Source organism: Salinicola salarius, assembly GCF_003206135.1.
GTDB classification, from domain to species: Bacteria; Pseudomonadota; Gammaproteobacteria; order Pseudomonadales; family Halomonadaceae; genus Salinicola; species Salinicola salarius.
On the sequence record NZ_PZJT01000005.1, the window covers coordinates 123,048 to 141,309 of the forward strand.

Sequence of the window (18,262 nt, forward strand, 5' to 3'; positions counted from 1 at the left end):
GACATGAGCTTGTTGAAAGGCGGGGGGAAGAGCAGGTGGCAGGACTGGTGGAAAGCCTGGCGGCAGGATCGGAAAGGCAACCGGCACAACGCCCGGCAACGCTCGCGCCCCCCGTTCGACCCCGAGGCGTGGCGGCCGATCCGCCACGGCCTGCCGCTGCTGGCCGATCTCGACGACGTTGATGCCGAACGTCTCGGCCCGCGCGCCTGGCAACTGCTGCACGGCAAGCGCTGGGTCGCCGGTGACGGCGTCGAGCTCGACGATGCCGCCCTGCTCGCCATCGCCGCCCAGGCCCAGTTGCTCACCCTCGGCTGGTCGGATCGCGACGCCAGCGCCGCCTTCGACAACGTCACCGAGATCATCCTGCTGCCCGACGCCTTTCATCGACACGTCGAGGAGATGGACGACTTTGGCGTGATGCACGAATACGTGGACGAGCGCGCCGGGGAAACCTCCTGGCGCGGCCCGGTGGTGCTGGCGATTCCCGATGTCGCCGAGAGCGGCGACTACACCGGCTATAACGTCATCATTCACGAATTCGCCCACAAGCTCGACCTGGGCAACTCGCAGGATGTCGACGGCTTCCCGCCGCTCGCCGCCGCGAGCGATGTCACATCGAAAGAATGGCACCGCGTCTTCACCGCCGTCTGGGACGACCTGCAGGCCCACATCGCCCACGACGAGCCCACCCCCATCGACGACTACGCCGCCACCCACCCCGGCGAATGCTTCGCCGTCTGCTGCGAACTCTTCTTCAGCGCCCCGGATCAACTCGCCGCCGTCTACCCCGACCTGCTCGACCTGCTGAACCGCTACTTTCGTCAGGAGCCGTTGGTGAGATTTCAGCGGCGGAAAGATGAGGATGATGGCTCATAGAATCGACCCTCGTTGCCCTGTAGCCGCATATCGGCCCCAATGGCCAAAACACCTAAGCCAATCCTGACTAGAGAAATGGTCTCACAACGTTACTCGGGACAAATATTGTTTTACATTGGCAGGAATGATAGGTCGTTCAATATAATAGAGTTTGCAGCCGACGCGATGTTTGGTGTTATAGGATGGACTCAACTAAAAATTGGAAAAGTCATACAAATAAGGATGCTGCATAAAAATGTTGAATACGCATACTCGTTAAAAAGAGTATAACGAGCCCGCCACCTAACAAATGTTATAGTTGAAAACGGGAGTACCACTTGGCCGTACCTGACTTTCAATCATTAATGCTGCCATTACTAAAATTCTCCGCTGACGGCGAAGAACATTCGATGCAGGAAGCCCGAGAAGGGCTGGCAGAAGTCATGAGGCTCTCCCAAGAGGATCTTGAAAAAAGACTGCCGAGCGGCCGGCAATATACGTTCGCAAATCGTGTGGCTTGGGCAAAGGTTTATCTGACCCAAGCGGGGATTTTGGAATCTCCCAAACGGGGTAAATTTAATATCTCTAATCGTGGCAAGCAGATCCTTATTGAAGCCCCTGATCGGATCAGTATCAAGTATTTGGAACAGTTCGAAGAGTTTCAAGAGTTTCGGCAGGCGAGCAGCAAGAATCGCACTCAAAAAGTGACTCACGTGGGCGACCACGATACTTCTTCTACCACGCCTGAAGAAACGCTTGAGCAAGCATATCAACAACTTCGGGACGAAGTAGCGAATGAGCTTCTTCATTTAATTAAAGCTAATACGCCAGAGTTTTTTGAGAAGCTCGTCATCCACCTCATTGTTTCGATGGGGTATGGCGGTTCCGTAAAAGAAGCAGGGAAAGCTACGCGAAAAACGGCAGATGAAGGAATTGATGGCATTATCAAAGAAGACCGTCTCGGGCTGGAGACAATATATCTTCAAGCTAAACGCTGGGAAGCGGTAGTTGGCCGACCGGAGATTCAAAAATTTGTTGGTGCTCTTCATGGACAGCGAGCTAAGAAAGGCGTGTTTATTACCACCAGCCGTTTCTCGGAAGAGGCGCTGGATTATGTCGGCCAGATTGATCCGAAGGTGGTTCTTCTAGATGGCACTGACCTTGTACAACTTATGATTGATCATGGTGTAGGTGTGAGTTCTGCCGAGACATACGAAGTCAAGAAAGTGGATACTGATTTTTTCATTGAAGATTAATCGTGAAAACTGCCAGGCCTCGACATACTGCGCCGGGGCGGCGGGAAACCACCCCAGCTCTACCGCGAGATAGAAGAGCCTGGCGTCGGTAGCCCTTCCCCGTGCCGGCTGACGACCAGCGCAGCGATGAAGGGCCGGTGCTGTTGGGCATCCTCGCGCATCAGGTTCTCCAGTGCTTGGGCGGTGCGCTGGATGGTGCGCGTAAGGCTCACATCGTGCCGCCATCACACGCGACGCCCATCCATGAAGCCGCTGGACCGATTGATTCGCCATGTGCGGTCTCATGTCAGTTAGGACCTACTGCGTCCCAGCCAATAGCCAGGTTTTCGGGAATGATGGGCAAAGGCGATAACGACGGTTTCTTCCGGCAACTCAATCGCAACAACGTCAAACGGGAAGCGCTCCAGGATCAGCCGCTTTGCACCGGTTTCGCCAGCTTCTCCCGAGAGAGGGGATAAAGGAATGAAGTTTTCTTCAATGACGTCGATAGCAGCTTCAACGGCAATGAAAAACTCTGCTCCGAGTCCAGGTTGCTCATATTCGTACCAGACTGCTGCCTCTATCGCTTCATGCGAGGCTTCTTCAAGTATTCTTACCGTTCGCACTTACTGGCCCAGTCTCGTCCGCATCTTGGTTCGGAATTCTTCGCGACTCAACATTGTGCCCTTGCCGCTTTTGGCCTTGGATGCACGGCGAACGATTTCCTCGCTCCAGGCCTGCTCAACGGAGTCGTCACGGGGGCCATCCAGGCTCATGATGAGTTCGCGAGCCAACGCCGCACGTTCCGACTCGGAGAGAGTCGAAATCTGGGAGCGTAGGTGATCCAGCGTTTCGGTAGTCATGACGCCTCCACGAGTAGCGATAAAGTTATGCTATGCCGTCTGAAAAGCCCTAACAAGGCCAGTCACGGCAACGGCATTGCGGTTTCGCAATTATGACGCAGCCGCGCGTGCTCAGTGGCATTATATTCACCTCGCCTGATCCCCCGTTCCAAAGGATGCCCACTTTCCCGATAGGGAAAATCAGAGCGCCATCAGCCCATTTCTTAGCTATTTTTCCCTATCAGGAAAAGTCGCTTATGCTGGCTTCGTATCGACTCGTCTTGCCGTGAAAGGCTTGACTCGCCATCTACCTGCGCCAGCTTTGAGGCCCCATGCGAAAGATACTGCTCGTCGACAACGGTTCCCTGCGCCCCCAGGCGACGCTCAATCTGCGTCGTCTTGCCGATGCCTTGAGTCAGGCCACGGGCGAGGCGGTCGAGGCCGCATCGCTGCTGCACTCCTTCAAGATTCCGCCCGAGGCGCTCGGCGGACGCAAGGCCGCCACGGTGGGGCCACTGGCCGAGCGCTACGCAGCGGAGGGCGGCACGGAACTGATCATACTGCCCTTCTTCTTCGGCCCCAGTCAGGCATTGACCCGCTATCTGCCGGAGCGACTGGCCGAGGTGCAGGCCAGCTATCCGCAGCTCTCGGTAAAGGTCGCCCCGCCGCTGGTCGACACGCTGCTGGCGCCGGATCTGCGTCTGGCCCGGCTGCTGGCAGACAACGTGCGCGAGCGCATGACCAATCTGTCGCGGCCAAAGGTCGTGCTGGTCGATCACGGCAGCCCGATCCCGGAGGTCACGGCGGTGCGCAACTATCTCGCCGGGCAACTGAGCGCGCTGCTGGCCGATGAGGTCGACTGCGTCACTTTCGCTTCCATGGAGCGCCGTGACGGCGACGCCTACCGCTTCAACGAGCCGCTGCTGGAGACGTTGCTGGCCTCGCCGGCCCTGGCCGAAGGTGATGTGATCCTGTCCATGCTGTTTCTTTCCCCGGGCCGTCACGCCGGAGAAGATGGCGACATTGCCGAGATCTGCGCGCAGGCGATGTCTCGCGCCCCAGGCCTTAACGTCGTGACGACCCGGCTGGTGGGCGAGAACGACGCTATCCTGGAACTCCTCGCCACTCGCCTGCAGCAGGCGCTGGCCGGTGGGCCGCTACTGACAGAACTGCCGGCGATCGGCGCCAAGGAAGCATGACCCGCGCTTCGGCTTGGGTCGGCATTTGACCTCGAAGGCTAATTCATCGCCGCCAGCACCCGCTCGAACTCCTGCCGCCAGGCCTCGGCATGTTGCACCGGATCGGCAGGAAACCGCCCCAGTTCCACCGCCAGATCGAAGAAGCCTTGCGCGGGCAGCCCTTCCCCGCGCCGGCTGACGACCAGCGCAGCGATGAAGGGTCGGTCGTGCTCGGCATCCTCGCGCATCAGGTTCTCCAGTGCCTGAGCCACGCGCTGAATGGTGCGCGGTGGTTGCAGCGCCAACGCCTCGGCGAGTTGCTGGTAGGTCAGCGGCAGGGTTTCGCGAGGCACTGTCTCGAGGTAGTGGCGAACCTGCGCGGGCAATGAGGAGTTGTCTGCCATGCTGCCCTCAGGCGTCGGGATCGAAGAGCTTCACTTCGCGAATGTCGACTCGCTCCCAGACCCGGCCGGTCATGTAGGGCTCGGTTTCGAGCCAGGCGTCGAGATCGGCGCGGTCGTCGAAACAAAAATGCGTGTTGGAACCGATCATCTTGCCGTCATCGTTCAGGATCGCCCCGCCACTGAGAAACTTCCCCTGCCTGACGAGCTCACGAACCCCTGCCAGATGCGCTTCGCGATGGGCCAGCCGGCGCTCGAGCGCTTCATCGTCCGTGTAGTCATAGGCCACTACGGCGTACTGTTTCATGCGGTGCTCCTGTCGTTTCGTGGTTCATCGAAGACGACTCGCATCATGCGTCAGCCCGCCTGAAGAGACAATCCGCCTCCCGATCGCACGGTCAGCGCCCGGCAATGGGGTCGTTCCCCGCTTGGACCGGATATCGGAACGTGACTATCTTGAGAACTGAGGTCGAGCATCGAGGTGGAAAATCGGGCTTCGAATCGGCGCTCAGGAAGAAAATCCCAAGGAGGGAATATAATGACGACCGATAACGTGACTAGACCGAACGAGGATGTCGTCGACATCCTGACGACCGATCACCGAGAGATGACGGAGCTGCTGGCTAGGGCGACGCAGACTCAAGATGTCGAGCAACGCCGGGATCTGGTCGAAACGGCGATCGCGGAAGTGATGCGTCATGCCGTTGCCGAAGAGATGTACGTCTACCCGGTGATGGAAAAGGATCTGCCGGGCGGCAAGGAAGAGGTCGAGCATGACAAGCAGGAACATGACGAGATCGTGCAGGTGATGAAGAAGCTGGAAGAGGCCGATGCTGCCGATCCGGCGTTCATGGAGCTGGTGCAGGAACTGGACAAGCAGCTGCGTCACCACGCCGATGACGAGGAGTCCGACCAGTTTCCCAAACTGCGCGCTCACCTCTCCAGTGAACAACTCGTGGAAATGGGCGACAAGGTGCAAAAGGCCAAGCACCTGGCGCCGACTCGCCCTCACCCCAGCGCACCCCACTCCGAGCTGTTCCATAAAAGTGTCGGGCCAGGCGTCGGCATGATCGACCGGCTCCGTGACAAGCTCACGGGACGCCACACCGGCTAGACTCGCCGCCCGCAAATCGCGACCTTGCTACTGCCCCGGACCATGCCGATCCGGGGCTTTTTGTGGTCATATCTTGTCGTTACGGATGGTATTCGGCCCCTATTCGAAGCTCGGTGGGCGAGTCGTTCGCGTCGTTTCTTGCCGTGCCATGCCGTGCTGGATCGAGTCGATACCAGCGCGGGAACAAGGCCGTCGGCTGTACAATCCTTCTCGACACCGTTCAACGACATGAAGAGGCCAGATTCCATGATCGATCTTCGCAGCGATACCGTCACCCGGCCAAGCCAGGCGATGCGCCGGGTGATGTTCGATGCGCCAGTGGGCGATGACGTATGGGGCGACGATCCCAGCGTGGCCCATCTGGAAACCTATATCGCCGAGCGTACCGGCAAGGCGGCGGCGCTGTTCTTCCCTTCCGGCACGCAGAGCAACCTGGTGGCGCTGTTGAGCCATTGCCAGCGCGGCGACGAGTACATCGTCGGCCAGCAGGCGCACACCTATCGCATGGAAGGCGGCGGCGCGGCAGTACTCGGCGGGATCCAGCCGCAGCCGATCGAGAACGAGGCGGACGGCACGCTGCCGCTGGCGAAGATCGAGGCGGCGGTGAAGCCGATCGACCCGCACTTTGCCCGCACGCGCCTGCTGACGCTGGAAAATACTTTCCACGGCCAGGTGCTGGATGCCGATTATGTCGAAGCGGCCACTGCGCTGGCGCGGCGTCATGGCCTGGCGACCCATCTGGATGGCGCACGGATCGGCAACGCTGCGGCCGCTACCGGGGCCAGCCTGGAAGCGCTCTGCAGCCCGTTCGATACGATCTCGATCTGCTGCTCGAAGGGGCTGGGCGCACCGGCCGGTTCGGTGCTGGTGGGGCCGGCGGCGTTCATCGAGACGGCACGGCGCTGGCGCAAGGTGGTCGGCGGCGGCATGCGCCAGGTCGGCATGCTGGCAGCGGCCTGCGAATACGCGCTGGAGCATCATCTGGCACCGCTCGCCGAGGATCACGCCAAGGCCGAGCGGCTGGCTGCGGGGCTGGCCGGTATCGACGGCGTCACGGTGACGGCGCAGGCGACCAACATGGTGTTCGTCGAGTTCACTCGTTCGGCGTTCGATCCGGCTCGGCTGCACGCCTGGCTGAAGGAACGCGACATTCTGGTCGGTGCGCTCTACGCGCCGCGCTTCGTGACCCATCGCGATGTGTCGATGGACGACATCGATCGCGTCGTCGCCGCTTTCGACGAGTACTTCACCGCCTGACCGCCCGGCTCAGTCGAGCCGGGTGGATGAAGAATTGTTCGGCCGGGTCGGCGTCGAGGAAGCGCCCGGGTTCGGCGCCGCCTGGGGGCCGCCGTCGCCGGCGGGCGCATTCGGATCGCAGGTACGGCGGGCGGTGGAAATGGTCGAGCCGCCATCGTTGCCCCGGCAGATCGAACCACCGCCGCTGGGCAGCCGCTCGCGGGTTTCCCGTGGGTAGATCAGGTTGGGGCTGACATTGATGTCCATGTGCCTGGGCACGTAGTCGGCACGGCCATCGCGGTCGTTGTCCGGCAGTCTCACGCGGTGGCCGGTCTGGGGATCGACCACCGTGACGCCATCGGCAACGGCGGGCGCGCTGCCCAGCGCCGTGCCGGCAATCGCCAGCGCGAGACAAGTGACGGCCAGTGTGCGGCGACGGCTGACGGGCATGATAGAGATGCGCATGATCCACCTCCGGGTGGGTATCTCACCTACGGGAATGCTGCCTGCGCCCGGCGTCAGCCGGGCATGACGTTCCATGGACATATTCCATGGACATAGTGTAGCGCTCGCCGCGGGATACGTGATGCGTTCAGGGTGCGGATTCGCGGGTCCGGGAGAGCCACTCCCACAGCGCGGCGGCTGCCGGGCGCAACTGGCGGCGGCTGGGCCGGACCAGCCAGAACGCTTCGTCCGTCGCCATGTCGAGCTCGAACGGCGCGACCAGATCGCGGCTGGCTTCGAGCAGGCGGCGATGGGAAAGCGCGACGCCGCCGCCGTAGGAGGCCAGCGCCAGCGTCGTCACGTGGGTGTCGCAGATCATCGCCTGGCAGCGATGCTCGAGCCCGGCGACGCCCGCCTCGGCCAGCCAGCGCGGCCAGCCGGCAGCGAACCCCGCGGCATGCAGCAGCGTCCTGCCCGCCAGATCTTCCGGCGTATGCAGTTCCGCCGCCAGCGCGGCGGAGCAGACCGGCAACAGCCGCTCTTCCCCCAGGCATTCCGCGGTAACGTCGTTCCACTCGCCGTCTCCGTAGCGAATCTCCAGGTCGGCCCCTTCCGCCCCGAAGTCGTCCGCCCAGATCGCGCTGACCAGCCGCAGGGTGATCTCTGGGTGCATCTGCTGGAATCGCATCAATCTCGGCGCCAGCCAGGTCTGCTGCATTGCCGGCGTCGCCCGCAGCGTCACCGGCGCGCCGGGGCTGGGACCGAAGACTTCCGACGTGCCTTCGGCCAGGCGGGTGAACGCGCCCTGAACGCTGGGCAACCAGGCCTGCCCTGCCGGCGTCAGCGCCAGGCTACGCGGATAGCGCACGAACAGCGACTGGCCGACGCGATCTTCCAGCAGCCGGATGCGCTGGCTGATCGCCGACTGGGTGACGCCGAGTTCTCGGCCGGCCTCGGTGAAGCTCAGCGTTCTCGCCGCCGCTTCGAACGCCTGCAGCCACAATACCGGGGGGAGTTCGGACATGGTCTTCGTCGAAGCTCTCTTCAGAATGAATCTCGTCAGAATGGATCTCGGATCTGGTGGTCCGTACGTCTAGCGGTGGTTCGTAAGTCTAATAGCCAAAGTCGGCCATTAGCTCAGCTTGGCCTTTGCGGTCAGATTAATCGTTTGTCATGTCTCGGCGCAATCCGCATCCTTGTGACACTCATCTACACACGCTGTTAACAAAGATGGCGCTGTCAGCCATCGAGGAAGTGCCTTTTGTCATCCGGAAACGCCTTTAACGAGACCCATACCCATCGCGGTAATCAACCCATCGACATGGCCGAACTGCGCCGCTACCGCCAGGACGCCGGCGCGCCGGCCGCCGAGCTCGAGAGCGCATTCGGGCAGGCGCGTCGAGTGACGCTGAGCTGGTCGGATGGTCGGTCCGGCCAGTTTCCGCTGATGTGGCTGCGCGATCACTGCGCCTGCGACCAGTGCCGCCACCCGATGACGCGCGAACGCCTCTACAAGCTGCTCGACGATCCGCTGTGGGAGCGCTTCGAGGCAGACGAGGCGCTGGCGTCGCTCGAGTTCGATGCGCGCTCCCTGACGCTGGTCTGGCAGGACGGCCACGTGTCGCGCTTCGATGCCGGCTGGCTCTATCAGCGCTGCCCCGGCGAGGAGCTGGCGACACTGCTGCCCACCCCGACGCCGTGGCCCGAAGGCTTCGCCCCCGAGCACGTCGAACATGCCGATTTCGTCGGCGGCAGCGAGGGCCGCAGCCGCTGGGTCAGCGCCCTGTTGCGCGATGGCCTGGTCATGCTCGACCGGGGGCCGTGCGAGCTGGAAGAAGTCTCACGCATTGCCGAGAGCATCGGCCCGATGCGCTCGACCAACTTCGGTGGCCGGTTCGACGTGCGTTCGGTCCCCAACCCGAACAACGCGGCCTACACGGCGATCGGGCTCGAGCTGCACACCGACCTGCCCAACTGGCGGCAGCCGCCGGACATCCAGTTGCTCTACTGCCTCGAGAACGATGCCGAGGGCGGCGAATCCAGCTTTGCCGACGGCTTTGCGGCCGCCGAGATCCTGCGCGCCGAGAAGCCGGACGCCTTCCGGGTGCTGTCGGAGACGCCCATCGACTTCCGCTTTCAGGACGACGGCCACGATATCGCCGTGCGCGAGCCGGTCATCGATCTCGATGCCGAAGGCCGCCCCCGCGAGATCCGCTTCAACAACTGGATTCGCGACACGCTGAGCCTGCCGCTGGATCGGATCGAGGCCTGGTACGACGCCTACCGCGCCTTCTGGCAGATTCTGCGCCGCCCGGAGGGGCGCGTGGAGCTGACGCTCGCCCCCGGCCAGATGGTCGCCTTCGACAACCGCCGCGTGCTGCACGGTCGCAACGCCTTCGACCCCAACACCGGCAAGCGCCATCTCCAGGGTACCTATCTCGATCTGGACATGTTGCAATCACATCTACGAGTGCTGTCGCGGTGAACCGACGCGCGGCACGACGTTGATACGAGCCGCCCGAGGTCGTGAACTTCATGACCGGGCGGCTTTTCTGCGTGTATCCCGGTGCATTTCTGCCAGGCTGTCCGCCTTCGCGGAACGGGATACGCCAATTGAGGGAACGACAGGAGACAACAAATGAAACGACCGATGACGATTTCCGCCCTGACGCTGACCACCGGTTTGATCGCAGGAACCGGTTTCGCCCTGATGGGCACGAGCACCGCCATGGCGGCAGACCAGCAGATCAACTTCGGCGTGCCGTCCTGGCCCGGCATCACGGTGAAGACCGAAATCGCCCGGCAGCTGCTGGCGCCGCTGGGTTATGAAGGCAAGACGCAGGACATCGGCCTGCAGGTGATCTATCAGGGGCTCGATACCGGCGACGTGGATGTCTTCCTGGGCGCCTGGCTGCCAGCGCAGAACCCAATGCTGGAGCCGCTGGAAGCCGACGGCAGCATTACCCGCCTGGCGACCAACGTGACCGGCGCGCAGATGACGCTGGCCGTGCCGGACTACGTCTACGATAGCGGCATCACCTCCTTCGCCGATCTCGATGCCCATCGCGACGAGTTCCGGGGCGAGATCTACGGCTTCGGCGCCGGTTCCGCCGCCAGCGAAATCCTCAACAAGGCGATCGATGAAGACGCCTGGGGGCTGGGCGACTGGACGCTGGTCGATACCAGCACGGTCGGCATGCTGAGCGCCGCCAAGAGCCACATCACCAACGAAGAGCCTATCGTCTGGGTCGGCTGGACGCCGCACTGGATGAACCTCGAACTCCCCATGCGCTATCTCAGCGATTCCAAGAACCTGTTCGGCGAAGGCAACGGCGCCAGCGACGTGCGCACGTTGATGGCGAGCGACTATGCCGATGCTCATCCGAATCTGGTGACCTTCTTCAATCAGTTCTCGTTCTCTGCCGAGGAGCAGAGCTGGATGATCAAGCAGTACGGACAGGAAGAGAAGCCGATGGAAGAGGTCGCCAAGGCGTGGATCGAGCAGCATCCCGAGCGCGTGGAAAAGATGCTGGAAGGCGTGAAGACCCAGGGCGGCGATCCCGCATGGCCTGAAGTCGAGAAGTCTTTCTCCTTCTGAAGTCGAGAAGACTGGCTCCTTCAGAATCCAAGCGCCGGCATCGAGACGCGAGACGGCGCTAGCAAAAAACCGTTACAAATTCATGCCGATTTTTTTGCCGTCTCTCGGAACTAACGGAACACCCGGCACTCTGAATAGGTGTTCCCTTGAATGATCCCTTACTTGCCCACCATCCCCTGGTGGGCATTTTTTTGTCCGCGATTGGCGCCCGCCCCGGCCGACCGCCTCATCCGGTAGCCGCCTTCAGGGCAGCGCAGGCACGCGGCCGGCCATTTCCGCGGTCATGAAGTCGACGAACTGCCGGATCCGTGTGCTCTCCCGGGCCCGTTCGCTGTAGAGCAGATGGAAGTCCGCGCGGATTCCCCGCCACTGGGGCAGCAGGGCCACCAGCTCGCCGCTCGCCAGATGCTCGTGAACATCCCACCAGGAGCGCAGCAGCACGCCGTGGCCGTCCAGTGCCATCCGCGTCATGGCTTCGGCGTCGTTGCTGGCAAGCCGGCCCTGAACCCGAATGGCGCGCTGGAGCCGCGTGCCATCGGTGGCCTCGAACCGCCACAGCGAATAGTCGGTATCGTTTTCCCGCACGATCAGGCAGCGATGACGGGCCAGGTCTTCCAGCCGTTCGAGCCGGGGCGCCTGCGCCAGATAACCGGGAGCGGCGCAGAGTATCCGACGATTGGCGAGCAGCCGCCGGGCGATCCAGCGCGAATCCGGCGGGTCGCCAACACGAATGTTGATATCGAAGCCCTGCTCGTCGAGTCCCACCGGAAAGCTGGTCAGTTCCAGCAGCAGTTCCAGTCGCGGGTGGCGCTCGGCAAAGCGCGAGATCAACGGCGCCACGTGTCGGCGGCCGAAGCCGAAGGTGGCGTTGATTCGCAGCCGCCCCGAGAGCATGGCGTCCTGGTCTCCCAGCGAGTTTTCCAGATCGCCCAGATCATCGAGGATCATCGCCCCGCGCCGCAGGTAGCGCTCCCCTTCCGCCGTCAACGCCAGACGCCGCGTCGTTCTCGCCGCCAGCGATACGCCCAGCCGCGCCTCCAGTTGCTGCAGCCGCTTGCTCACCGCCGACAGGGAAAGCCCGAGCTCCCGGGCGGCGCCCGTCAGGCTGCCGGCCTGGGCGATGCGCTGGAAAAAAGCGAGATCATCGATCGAAGCCACCGGATTCTCCACTTCAGAGCAAGAGTCGATTCGATTCTACCCGGATTATCCCGCACCGTTCAGCCACTACACTGGGTTCGTCTACGATGCCTTGACCGTGCCGTTCTCATGGCGATAGCGGTGTATCACACGGGCGTCATCTTTCGGGAAGCGCCGGGTGCGGCCTTCCAGCCAATCACCGACTTCATGAGGTAAATCCCCCATGGCCCAGAACAAGACTCACAGGATCGCCGTCATCCCCGGCGACGGCATCGGTACCGAAGTAGTGCCGGAAGGCCTGCGTGCGCTGGAGGCGGCTGCCAAACGCTTCGATATCGATCTCGAGTTCGAGCACTTCGAGTTCGGCAGCTGCGACTACTATCTGGAACACGGCAAGATGCTGCCGGACGACTGGTTCGAGACGCTTTCACGCTTCGATGCGATCTTCTACGGCGCGGTGGGCTGGCCGGACAAGGTGCCGGATCATGTCTCGCTGTGGGGCTCGCTTTTGCAGTTCCGGCGCCATTTCGACCAGTACATCAACCTGCGGCCGTGCCGCCTGATGCCGGGGATCAAGAGCCCGCTGGCCGACCGCGAGCCCGGCGATATCGACTTCTACGTGGTGCGCGAGAACACCGAGGGCGAGTATTCGAGCATCGGCGGCAAGATCTTCGAAGGCACCGACCGCGAGACGGTGATGCAGGAGACGGTAATGACCCGCACCGGGGTCGACCGGGTGCTGAAATACGCCTTCGAACTGGCCCAGAGCCGGCCGCGCAAGAAGCTGACCTCGGCGACCAAATCCAACGGTATCTCGATCACCATGCCGTACTGGGACGAGCGCGTGAAAGCGATGGCGAAAGGCTATCCGGACGTCAGCGTCGATCAGTTCCATATCGATATCCTGACCGCCAACTTCGTGCTGCATCCGGACTGGTTCGACGTCGTCGTCGCCAGCAATCTCTTCGGCGACATTCTTTCCGATCTCGGCCCGGCCTGTACCGGCACCATCGGCGTCGCGCCATCGGCCAACATCAACCCGGAAGGCAAGTTCCCGAGTCTGTTCGAACCCGTCCACGGCAGCGCGCCGGATATCGCCGGCAAGGGCATCGCCAACCCCATCGGCCAGATCTGGTGCGGCGCGATGATGCTCGAACATCTCGGCTACAAGGAAGCCGGCGACGCGATGGTCAGCGCCATCGAGGCAGTGCTGGCAAACGACGACAAGTCCGCGCTGACGCCGGACCTGAAAGGCCAGGGCACGACCCGCAGCCTGGGCGAGAAGATCGCCGCGGCCATCGGTTGAAACGAAACGGCGACGGCGATCCATATCGCCGTCGCCGTTGCACAAGCATCATGCCGACCGGAGCTGTAGGCCCCAGATTCCGGCTCGGGTCGTGTTCAGGAGCCGGCGTACTCGGCCACGGCAGAACGGCTCTGGACGCCACGGTGGACCGGTTCGCCGAACTGTGCCGACAGCGACCCGACGATATCGCGATAGAACGATTGCAGTTCCGGCTTCAGCGCCCCTTCCGCCTGGTGCTGGTCGATGTAATAAGCCGCACGGACGCCGTTGAACTGCTGAATGTTGCCGACTCGCAGAAATGCAAGCCCGAATCGCCCCAGCAGCCTGGCCAGCCTCGGCTCCATCAGTGCCAGCGCATGGCGGCGCTCCATCAGACCGATCATCACGGTCGAGGCCAGATAGACGGAAACGCCCAGCAGCGAAGCCACCTTGTAGTCGTTGTCGGTGCGCGGGTAGATCGGCCCTTCGTTCTCGGCTACGGGATCCGGCATCGACTGCCGCTTTCGGTAACGCCCCAGAATGGCGGCGCGCGAGACCTCGCAGGTCAAATCCCGGGGAAGGAGATCCGGATTCAGTTCGGCATGGCAGAATTCACCGCGCGAGTTCGATTCGATCGGCAGTTCACGAAGGCCGTGACCGGAGCCGGGGTAGATGACGCGGATGCAGGCGACGGGTTCCTGCGTCGCACGGTGGCGGATGAAGCAGTGCAGCGCCGAGCGATCGAATTCGTCATATTCCAGCTGCCGCTCGGGCTCCCCCGGCATGACATGGCCGAACTCGGACGTATAGACCTGATAGCGCAAGCGATAGACGTACCGTTTATCGGCTTCCGAGGTTGCCAATACGAATTCGAACTGCTGATGAAACTGATCGTACAGACTCATCCCAATGTCCCGTGTTCAAGCCAATGTCCCGTATTCAAGCGAGCGTCGTCAGTCATCAAGGCTTTCGCTAAAAGGTCGGGGCTTACCCAACCAGTATCCCTGTATATAATCCACGCCGTACTCTTTCAAAATATTATAAACAGGTTCCCGATCGACGAATTCCGCGACGGTCTTTTTGCCGAACCCTTTCGCGATCTCGACGATGGCCTTGACGATCATTTGACTACGTTTATTTTCCGGCAGGTCCCGAATAAAGGAACCGTCGATCTTGATGTAATCAATGGGCAGCTGGTCCAGATAGTAGAAACTGCTGAAACCAACGCCGAAGTCGTCCAGGGCTATTGCACATCCCAGGTCCCGAATGTTCTGCAGGATGCAGCGAGCCGTGGCGAAGTCGGTGACCGCAGCGGTTTCCGTGACTTCGATGACCAGCCGATGGGCGGAGACGCCGCTCATCTTCAGCGCATTTTCGAGGAACCCCGTCAGCGCTTCATCGTGCAGTGACTGGCCCGATACGTTGAGGGCCAGCCGCCGATCGGAGTCGCCCCAGGACCCCATCATTTTCAAGCTTTCCGAGATGACCCAGCGATCGATACTGACGATCTGGCCGCTACGCTCCGCCACCGGTATGAACGATCCCGGCGAAACGATCTCGCCCGTATCGGAGGAACGCATGCGCAGCAGGACCTCGTTATGCTTCACCTTCAGACCGTCGACACTCGCAATGGGCTGGCCCCAGAGTTCGAAGCCCTCATGCTCCAGTGCGTGGCGAATGCGCTCTTCCCAGTAGACCCGTTCCTGCAGCACCTCTTTGTCCGCCTGCGCCGACAAAAGATGCCATCGCTGCGCCGGATCTTCCTTGGCCCGATACATGGCGAAATCGGCACTCGCCATCAATTCCTTGGGTGTGGCGCCATGATCCGGATACAAAGCGATACCTATACTCGCAACGGCCCTGTGCTTCTGTCCATCCACATCGAGACTGATTTTTTCCAGACTCTGGGTAATGATATTTGCCAATATGACGGCCTGCTCGGCGGAGGCATTTTCCATCAAAATGGCAAATTCATCGCCGCCTAACCGGGCAATCGTGCCGGCATGACTGAGTTGTCTCTGGAACATCTCGGAAACGAGCACCAATAGATCGTCTCCCGCCTGATGACCGCCCAGTTCATTGATTTCCTTGAAGCGATCCAGATCCATGTAGAGCATGGCACCATGCATGTCACGAACGACGGCATGCGCCAGTACGCCCTCGAAATAGCTTCGATTGTAGAGCGCTGTAAGAGGGTCTCGATTCGCCAGCCAGGAAATTCTCTGCGCCGCACTTTTTCGGTCGGTAATGTCCAGCCCTACGGATATCGTTGCGGGTTTGCCATCGGCCCAGGTATTCAGCGGCGTATGGTGCCAGGCAATCGTTCGACGCGTTCCTTTCAGGGTGACCAGGTCACTCTCCTGCTGCCCACTATGAAACTCTCTTGCGAAGGGCTGAAACGTCTTCGCAAAGGAGCCGCCTACCAGTCTGGATTCGGACGCATCGAGCATGTCCGCGGCGTAGCGATTCGCCATCAATATCTCGTCGCCACCATGGACGACGACCAGAACCTGGGCGGTATTCATCAAGCCGCTGACGAGATCCCGTTCACGCTCCAGCTCCACGACCTGCTGCTCGAGCAACTCTCCGCGGGCAGTGACTTCGCCTTTCAGCCGCTCCAGCTGGTAGGAGAGCTCGACGGCAGTATCCGCGAGGACATCGATTTCATCCTTGGGCTTTCCTTCGGAATGACGCGATACCTGCGATCTCAGTTCCGCGAATTTTCCTCTCGCCAGCCCGGGGAGGGCCTGACTCAGCGTTCGTATTCGAAGCGTGGGTTTCCATAAAAGGAAGAGCAGGAAAGCCTCGGAACACAACCATCCCGCCAGGGCAACGAAGAACACCATTCCTGTGGTTTCCCGAATGCCCTCCAACTGCGCGGTGACGTCCTCGACGGAGACGAAATAGCCTGAACGGTTGGCGCTGCCCGCTTCTCCGCTTTCGAGGGGAATGATGCTCGTCTCGTACTGGCGCCCGCCGTATTCGATATCTTCCGGACTGGCGATCAGGGCCTCGATCGACACCCGGCGCGAGATCTCCTTGAGGACCGGCAGCACGATATCCTGATGCGTCAGCGCCAGGGAATAGGAGTCCCATTCGGGTATGACGCGCTCCGAATTACCGTGGGTTGCCCCGCTTTCCTGCCGAGTGAGCAGCGCGATATCGTCTCCCGAGCTCCTCTGGAAATAACTCATCACATCCACGAGCGATCGGGACACCATCAATACGCCGGCATTTTCCCCCTGGACGAGAATGGGCACCGCCGCAAACTGAAGGCAGGAGCCGGCACACAGCAGGAGGTCCTGCGGCTGTTCCGACTCGACGACTTTCGACAGCCACGCCCGCGACGGCCGTTTATCGTTACCGTTGTTGTCTTCGCCATAGGAGGCTAGAAGCTCGCCGTCCAGGCCGAAGATGACCAGCTCGTCGATCCCGGCATCCAGCTGCAGCGTAGGCCACTGGTTTCGGAGAGATTCCGCAATTTCGGCCTGGTTCAGCGACAGCAGGGCGTCATTGAGCGATTCAGAAGAAGCCGCGACGGCGGCCAACTGCTTCAACTCGTTGGCAGCGCTCTGCAGGGACGTCTCGATCTGGTGGCGCTGTTCGCGCTGGTTGACCTGCTGATGGGTCTGAAACTGCTCCATCAGGCTCTTGTAGCTGATCCACGTGATGAGGACCGCCAGCCCCAGCAGTATCAGGCTGGTCAGCGCGAAAGCCCGCCATTTCAGACTGAGTCGATAGGGACGAGAATCAGGATGTGACATCAGAAACTGAACGAAGTCTGCAGCAACAGCATGTTCCAGTGCTGTTCGGTATTGTCGTCGTCATTGTCCTGCCTCGGCAGCCAGGCCGTACCATTGACATGATGAATTTCCGCTTGAATATTCCAGTTGGGAGTCACTCGCCAGTGCACGCCCGTCGTCACGTCCTTGGCAAATCGTGAATAGTCCTGTCCTTTACCGGACGCCTCGAAGCGCTCGCCATCCCGGTCGTTTCTGTCGCTGACGGCATAGTCGTATCTCAACAACCATTGCCAGCGGTTGGAGAGCCGGTACAAGTATTGAACATAGACACTTTCTCCATTCACTCTTCCATTGTAGGAAGAGACCGCAAAGTCCTTCAGTTCCTTCCGCTGATATTCGTACTCCGTCGTCAGGCTCCAGTTTTCCGCGTTGTACTGGAAAGACAGAATTATTGGCTGGAAAATAAACTCGCCTTTCGCCTGCCGCTCCTGTCTGGACTGATAATCCGCCCTGACCCGAGCCATGCTCAGTGCCACGTTGATCCGACCGCCATCATGGGCATAGAGCACTTGCCCGATCGAAGAGAGCTTGCTGTCCAGAGACGGATTATCGGGAGACAGGGAAATCTCGGCGTCGCTATTGACCTGAGGCATGCCGACACCGCCCTGAATATAGAGAGTGCCGTTGGAGAACCGCTCCTCGTTGTAAATGCTCAGCCCATCCGAAGCCAGCCCTAAAGATCGGCTTCTATCGAAGTAGATGGATTGGGGAAGCAGGATGCTGGGGCGTGTCGATGGCGCATCACGCGTCTGGTTGTAGAATCCAAACGGATTCTTGAATCTTCCCAGCTGTATTCCGAATGCTCTTTCTTCATTGGCGATCAGCTGATAATCCACGACGCCGTAGTCCAGCTCAGGCTGCCAGGCGTCTCCGTAGTTGCCGGCTTTCCGGCTCAACACCTGACCGGCAACCAGGACATGGCTGAAGGGGCGAAAGGAAGCATTGAGCCCCAGCTCGGTATATTCCAGGCTGCCGCCATCGTCACTGCTGGAACCGAAGAAATCGTTGTGATCGGTCACGATGAGCGCCTGGCTCATGAAGCCATGAACCTGGAAGGTATCCGCCGTTTCCATCGCATGGGCGCCAGCGGCCCCTATCGTGGTTATGGCAGCCTGAGCGGCGATCAAGACACGC

Annotated in this window: 19 protein-coding genes; 8 read left to right on the top strand and 11 right to left on the bottom strand. The window is 61.0% G+C overall.

The window, feature by feature from the left end:
• Window positions 1-3 precede the first annotated feature (3 nt).
• Entirely contained in the window at window positions 4-876 is an 873-nt protein-coding gene (locus DOM32_RS05925; RefSeq protein ID WP_110632182.1) for a M90 family metallopeptidase, read from the top strand.
• A gap of 317 nt (window positions 877-1,193) precedes the next feature.
• Complete coding sequence (locus DOM32_RS05930; protein WP_110632185.1) at window positions 1,194-2,111, top strand: restriction endonuclease; 918 nt, start codon at window positions 1,194-1,196, stop codon at window positions 2,109-2,111.
• A 59-nt stretch (window positions 2,112-2,170) separates the two neighbouring features.
• Here DOM32_RS05930 and DOM32_RS05935 read toward each other — a convergent pair whose 3' ends face one another.
• The 3 genes from DOM32_RS05935 to DOM32_RS18220 all read right to left on the bottom strand — a co-directional run bounded on the left by DOM32_RS05935 (window position 2,171) and on the right by DOM32_RS18220 (window position 2,953).
• A complete protein-coding gene (locus DOM32_RS05935) occupies window positions 2,171-2,323 on the bottom strand; it encodes a hypothetical protein (protein WP_208625320.1) in 153 nt (50 codons plus the stop codon).
• Window positions 2,324-2,401: 78 nt separating this feature from the next.
• Window positions 2,402-2,716, bottom strand: coding sequence for a hypothetical protein (locus DOM32_RS05940; RefSeq protein ID WP_110632188.1), 315 nt, complete (start codon window positions 2,714-2,716; stop codon window positions 2,402-2,404).
• Window positions 2,717-2,953, bottom strand: a complete 237-nt coding sequence (locus tag DOM32_RS18220) for an addiction module protein (RefSeq protein ID WP_110632190.1) — start codon at window positions 2,951-2,953, stop codon at window positions 2,717-2,719.
• Window positions 2,954-3,264: 311 nt separating this feature from the next.
• On the opposite strand from DOM32_RS18220, the gene DOM32_RS05950 reads away from it, so the two are divergent.
• The gene (locus DOM32_RS05950; protein WP_110632193.1) at window positions 3,265-4,131 is read left to right on the top strand and encodes a sirohydrochlorin chelatase; all 867 of its coding nucleotides are present in this window, start codon (window positions 3,265-3,267) and stop codon (window positions 4,129-4,131) included.
• A 38-nt stretch (window positions 4,132-4,169) separates the two neighbouring features.
• Here DOM32_RS05950 and DOM32_RS05955 read toward each other — a convergent pair whose 3' ends face one another.
• Entirely contained in the window at window positions 4,170-4,514 is a 345-nt protein-coding gene (locus tag DOM32_RS05955) for a hypothetical protein (protein ID WP_110632196.1), read from the bottom strand.
• Window positions 4,515-4,521: 7 nt separating this feature from the next.
• Window positions 4,522-4,818: a YciI family protein gene (locus tag DOM32_RS05960; RefSeq protein ID WP_110632201.1), complete on the bottom strand. Its 297-nt coding sequence runs from the start codon at window positions 4,816-4,818 to the stop codon at window positions 4,522-4,524.
• A gap of 246 nt (window positions 4,819-5,064) precedes the next feature.
• On the opposite strand from DOM32_RS05960, the gene DOM32_RS05965 reads away from it, so the two are divergent.
• Entirely contained in the window at window positions 5,065-5,625 is a 561-nt protein-coding gene (locus DOM32_RS05965) for a hemerythrin domain-containing protein (RefSeq protein WP_244179819.1), read from the top strand.
• A 246-nt stretch (window positions 5,626-5,871) separates the two neighbouring features.
• Window positions 5,872-6,882 (top strand): low-specificity L-threonine aldolase, encoded by a 1,011-nt coding sequence (ltaE, locus tag DOM32_RS05970; RefSeq protein ID WP_110632204.1) that lies wholly within the window; start codon window positions 5,872-5,874, stop codon window positions 6,880-6,882.
• A gap of 9 nt (window positions 6,883-6,891) precedes the next feature.
• Here the strand turns inward: ltaE and DOM32_RS05975 are convergent, their stop codons facing one another.
• Both DOM32_RS05975 and DOM32_RS05980 read right to left on the bottom strand, forming a co-directional pair.
• Window positions 6,892-7,326: a hypothetical protein gene (locus tag DOM32_RS05975; RefSeq protein WP_110632207.1), complete on the bottom strand. Its 435-nt coding sequence runs from the start codon at window positions 7,324-7,326 to the stop codon at window positions 6,892-6,894.
• Window positions 7,327-7,453: 127 nt separating this feature from the next.
• Window positions 7,454-8,329 carry a LysR substrate-binding domain-containing protein gene (locus DOM32_RS05980; protein WP_087720599.1) on the bottom strand — a complete coding sequence of 292 codons (876 nt, stop codon included), beginning with the start codon at window positions 8,327-8,329 and terminating at the stop codon, window positions 7,454-7,456.
• A gap of 237 nt (window positions 8,330-8,566) precedes the next feature.
• On the opposite strand from DOM32_RS05980, the gene DOM32_RS05985 reads away from it, so the two are divergent.
• Together DOM32_RS05985 and DOM32_RS05990 are read left to right on the top strand one after the other, a co-directional pair.
• Window positions 8,567-9,790, top strand: a complete 1,224-nt coding sequence (locus tag DOM32_RS05985) for a TauD/TfdA family dioxygenase (protein WP_244179820.1) — start codon at window positions 8,567-8,569, stop codon at window positions 9,788-9,790.
• 153 nt (window positions 9,791-9,943) lie between these two features.
• A complete protein-coding gene (locus DOM32_RS05990) occupies window positions 9,944-10,903 on the top strand; it encodes an ABC transporter substrate-binding protein (RefSeq protein WP_420855087.1) in 960 nt (319 codons plus the stop codon).
• Window positions 10,904-11,146: 243 nt separating this feature from the next.
• Here the strand turns inward: DOM32_RS05990 and DOM32_RS05995 are convergent, their stop codons facing one another.
• Window positions 11,147-12,061, bottom strand: a complete 915-nt coding sequence (locus tag DOM32_RS05995; protein WP_110632214.1) for a LysR family transcriptional regulator — start codon at window positions 12,059-12,061, stop codon at window positions 11,147-11,149.
• Between the two features lie 202 nt (window positions 12,062-12,263).
• Here DOM32_RS05995 and DOM32_RS06000 point away from each other — a divergent pair, with 202 nt between their 5' ends.
• On the top strand, window positions 12,264-13,346 hold the full coding sequence (locus DOM32_RS06000; protein ID WP_110632217.1) for a tartrate dehydrogenase: 1,083 nt from the start codon (window positions 12,264-12,266) through the stop codon (window positions 13,344-13,346).
• A 95-nt stretch (window positions 13,347-13,441) separates the two neighbouring features.
• Here DOM32_RS06000 and DOM32_RS06005 read toward each other — a convergent pair whose 3' ends face one another.
• Genes DOM32_RS06005 through DOM32_RS06015 form a run of 3 tightly spaced genes read right to left on the bottom strand, consistent with a single transcriptional unit; the run spans window position 13,442 to window position 18,255 of the window.
• Complete coding sequence (locus DOM32_RS06005; RefSeq protein WP_110632220.1) at window positions 13,442-14,230, bottom strand: PEP-CTERM/exosortase system-associated acyltransferase; 789 nt, start codon at window positions 14,228-14,230, stop codon at window positions 13,442-13,444.
• Between the two features lie 48 nt (window positions 14,231-14,278).
• Window positions 14,279-17,089, bottom strand: coding sequence for a bifunctional diguanylate cyclase/phosphodiesterase (locus DOM32_RS06010; protein ID WP_110632223.1), 2,811 nt, complete (start codon window positions 17,087-17,089; stop codon window positions 14,279-14,281).
• Complete coding sequence (locus tag DOM32_RS06015) at window positions 17,089-18,255, bottom strand: porin family protein (protein WP_244179821.1); 1,167 nt, start codon at window positions 18,253-18,255, stop codon at window positions 17,089-17,091. The genes DOM32_RS06010 and DOM32_RS06015 overlap by 1 nt, the downstream gene beginning before the upstream one ends.
• Between the last annotated feature and the right edge of the window lie 7 nt (window positions 18,256-18,262).

Bases quoted from the DNA above. Each gene is read 5' to 3' on its own strand.
- DOM32_RS05925 (WP_110632182.1), top strand. From the start codon at position 4: ATGAGCTTGTTGAAAGGCGGGGGGAAGAGCAGGTGGCAGGACTGGTGG.
- DOM32_RS18220 (WP_110632190.1), bottom strand. From the start codon at position 2,953: ATGACTACCGAAACGCTGGATCACCTACGCTCCCAGATTTCGACTCTC.
- DOM32_RS05950 (WP_110632193.1), top strand. From the start codon at position 3,265: ATGCGAAAGATACTGCTCGTCGACAACGGTTCCCTGCGCCCCCAGGCG.
- DOM32_RS05955 (WP_110632196.1), bottom strand. From the start codon at position 4,514: ATGGCAGACAACTCCTCATTGCCCGCGCAGGTTCGCCACTACCTCGAG.
- DOM32_RS05960 (WP_110632201.1), bottom strand. From the start codon at position 4,818: ATGAAACAGTACGCCGTAGTGGCCTATGACTACACGGACGATGAAGCG.
- ltaE (WP_110632204.1), top strand. From the start codon at position 5,872: ATGATCGATCTTCGCAGCGATACCGTCACCCGGCCAAGCCAGGCGATG.
- DOM32_RS05975 (WP_110632207.1), bottom strand. From the start codon at position 7,326: ATGCGCATCTCTATCATGCCCGTCAGCCGTCGCCGCACACTGGCCGTC.
- DOM32_RS05980 (WP_087720599.1), bottom strand. From the start codon at position 8,329: ATGTCCGAACTCCCCCCGGTATTGTGGCTGCAGGCGTTCGAAGCGGCG.
- DOM32_RS05990 (WP_420855087.1), top strand. From the start codon at position 9,944: ATGAAACGACCGATGACGATTTCCGCCCTGACGCTGACCACCGGTTTG.
- DOM32_RS06000 (WP_110632217.1), top strand. From the start codon at position 12,264: ATGGCCCAGAACAAGACTCACAGGATCGCCGTCATCCCCGGCGACGGC.
- DOM32_RS06005 (WP_110632220.1), bottom strand. From the start codon at position 14,230: ATGAGTCTGTACGATCAGTTTCATCAGCAGTTCGAATTCGTATTGGCA.
- DOM32_RS06010 (WP_110632223.1), bottom strand. From the start codon at position 17,089: ATGTCACATCCTGATTCTCGTCCCTATCGACTCAGTCTGAAATGGCGG.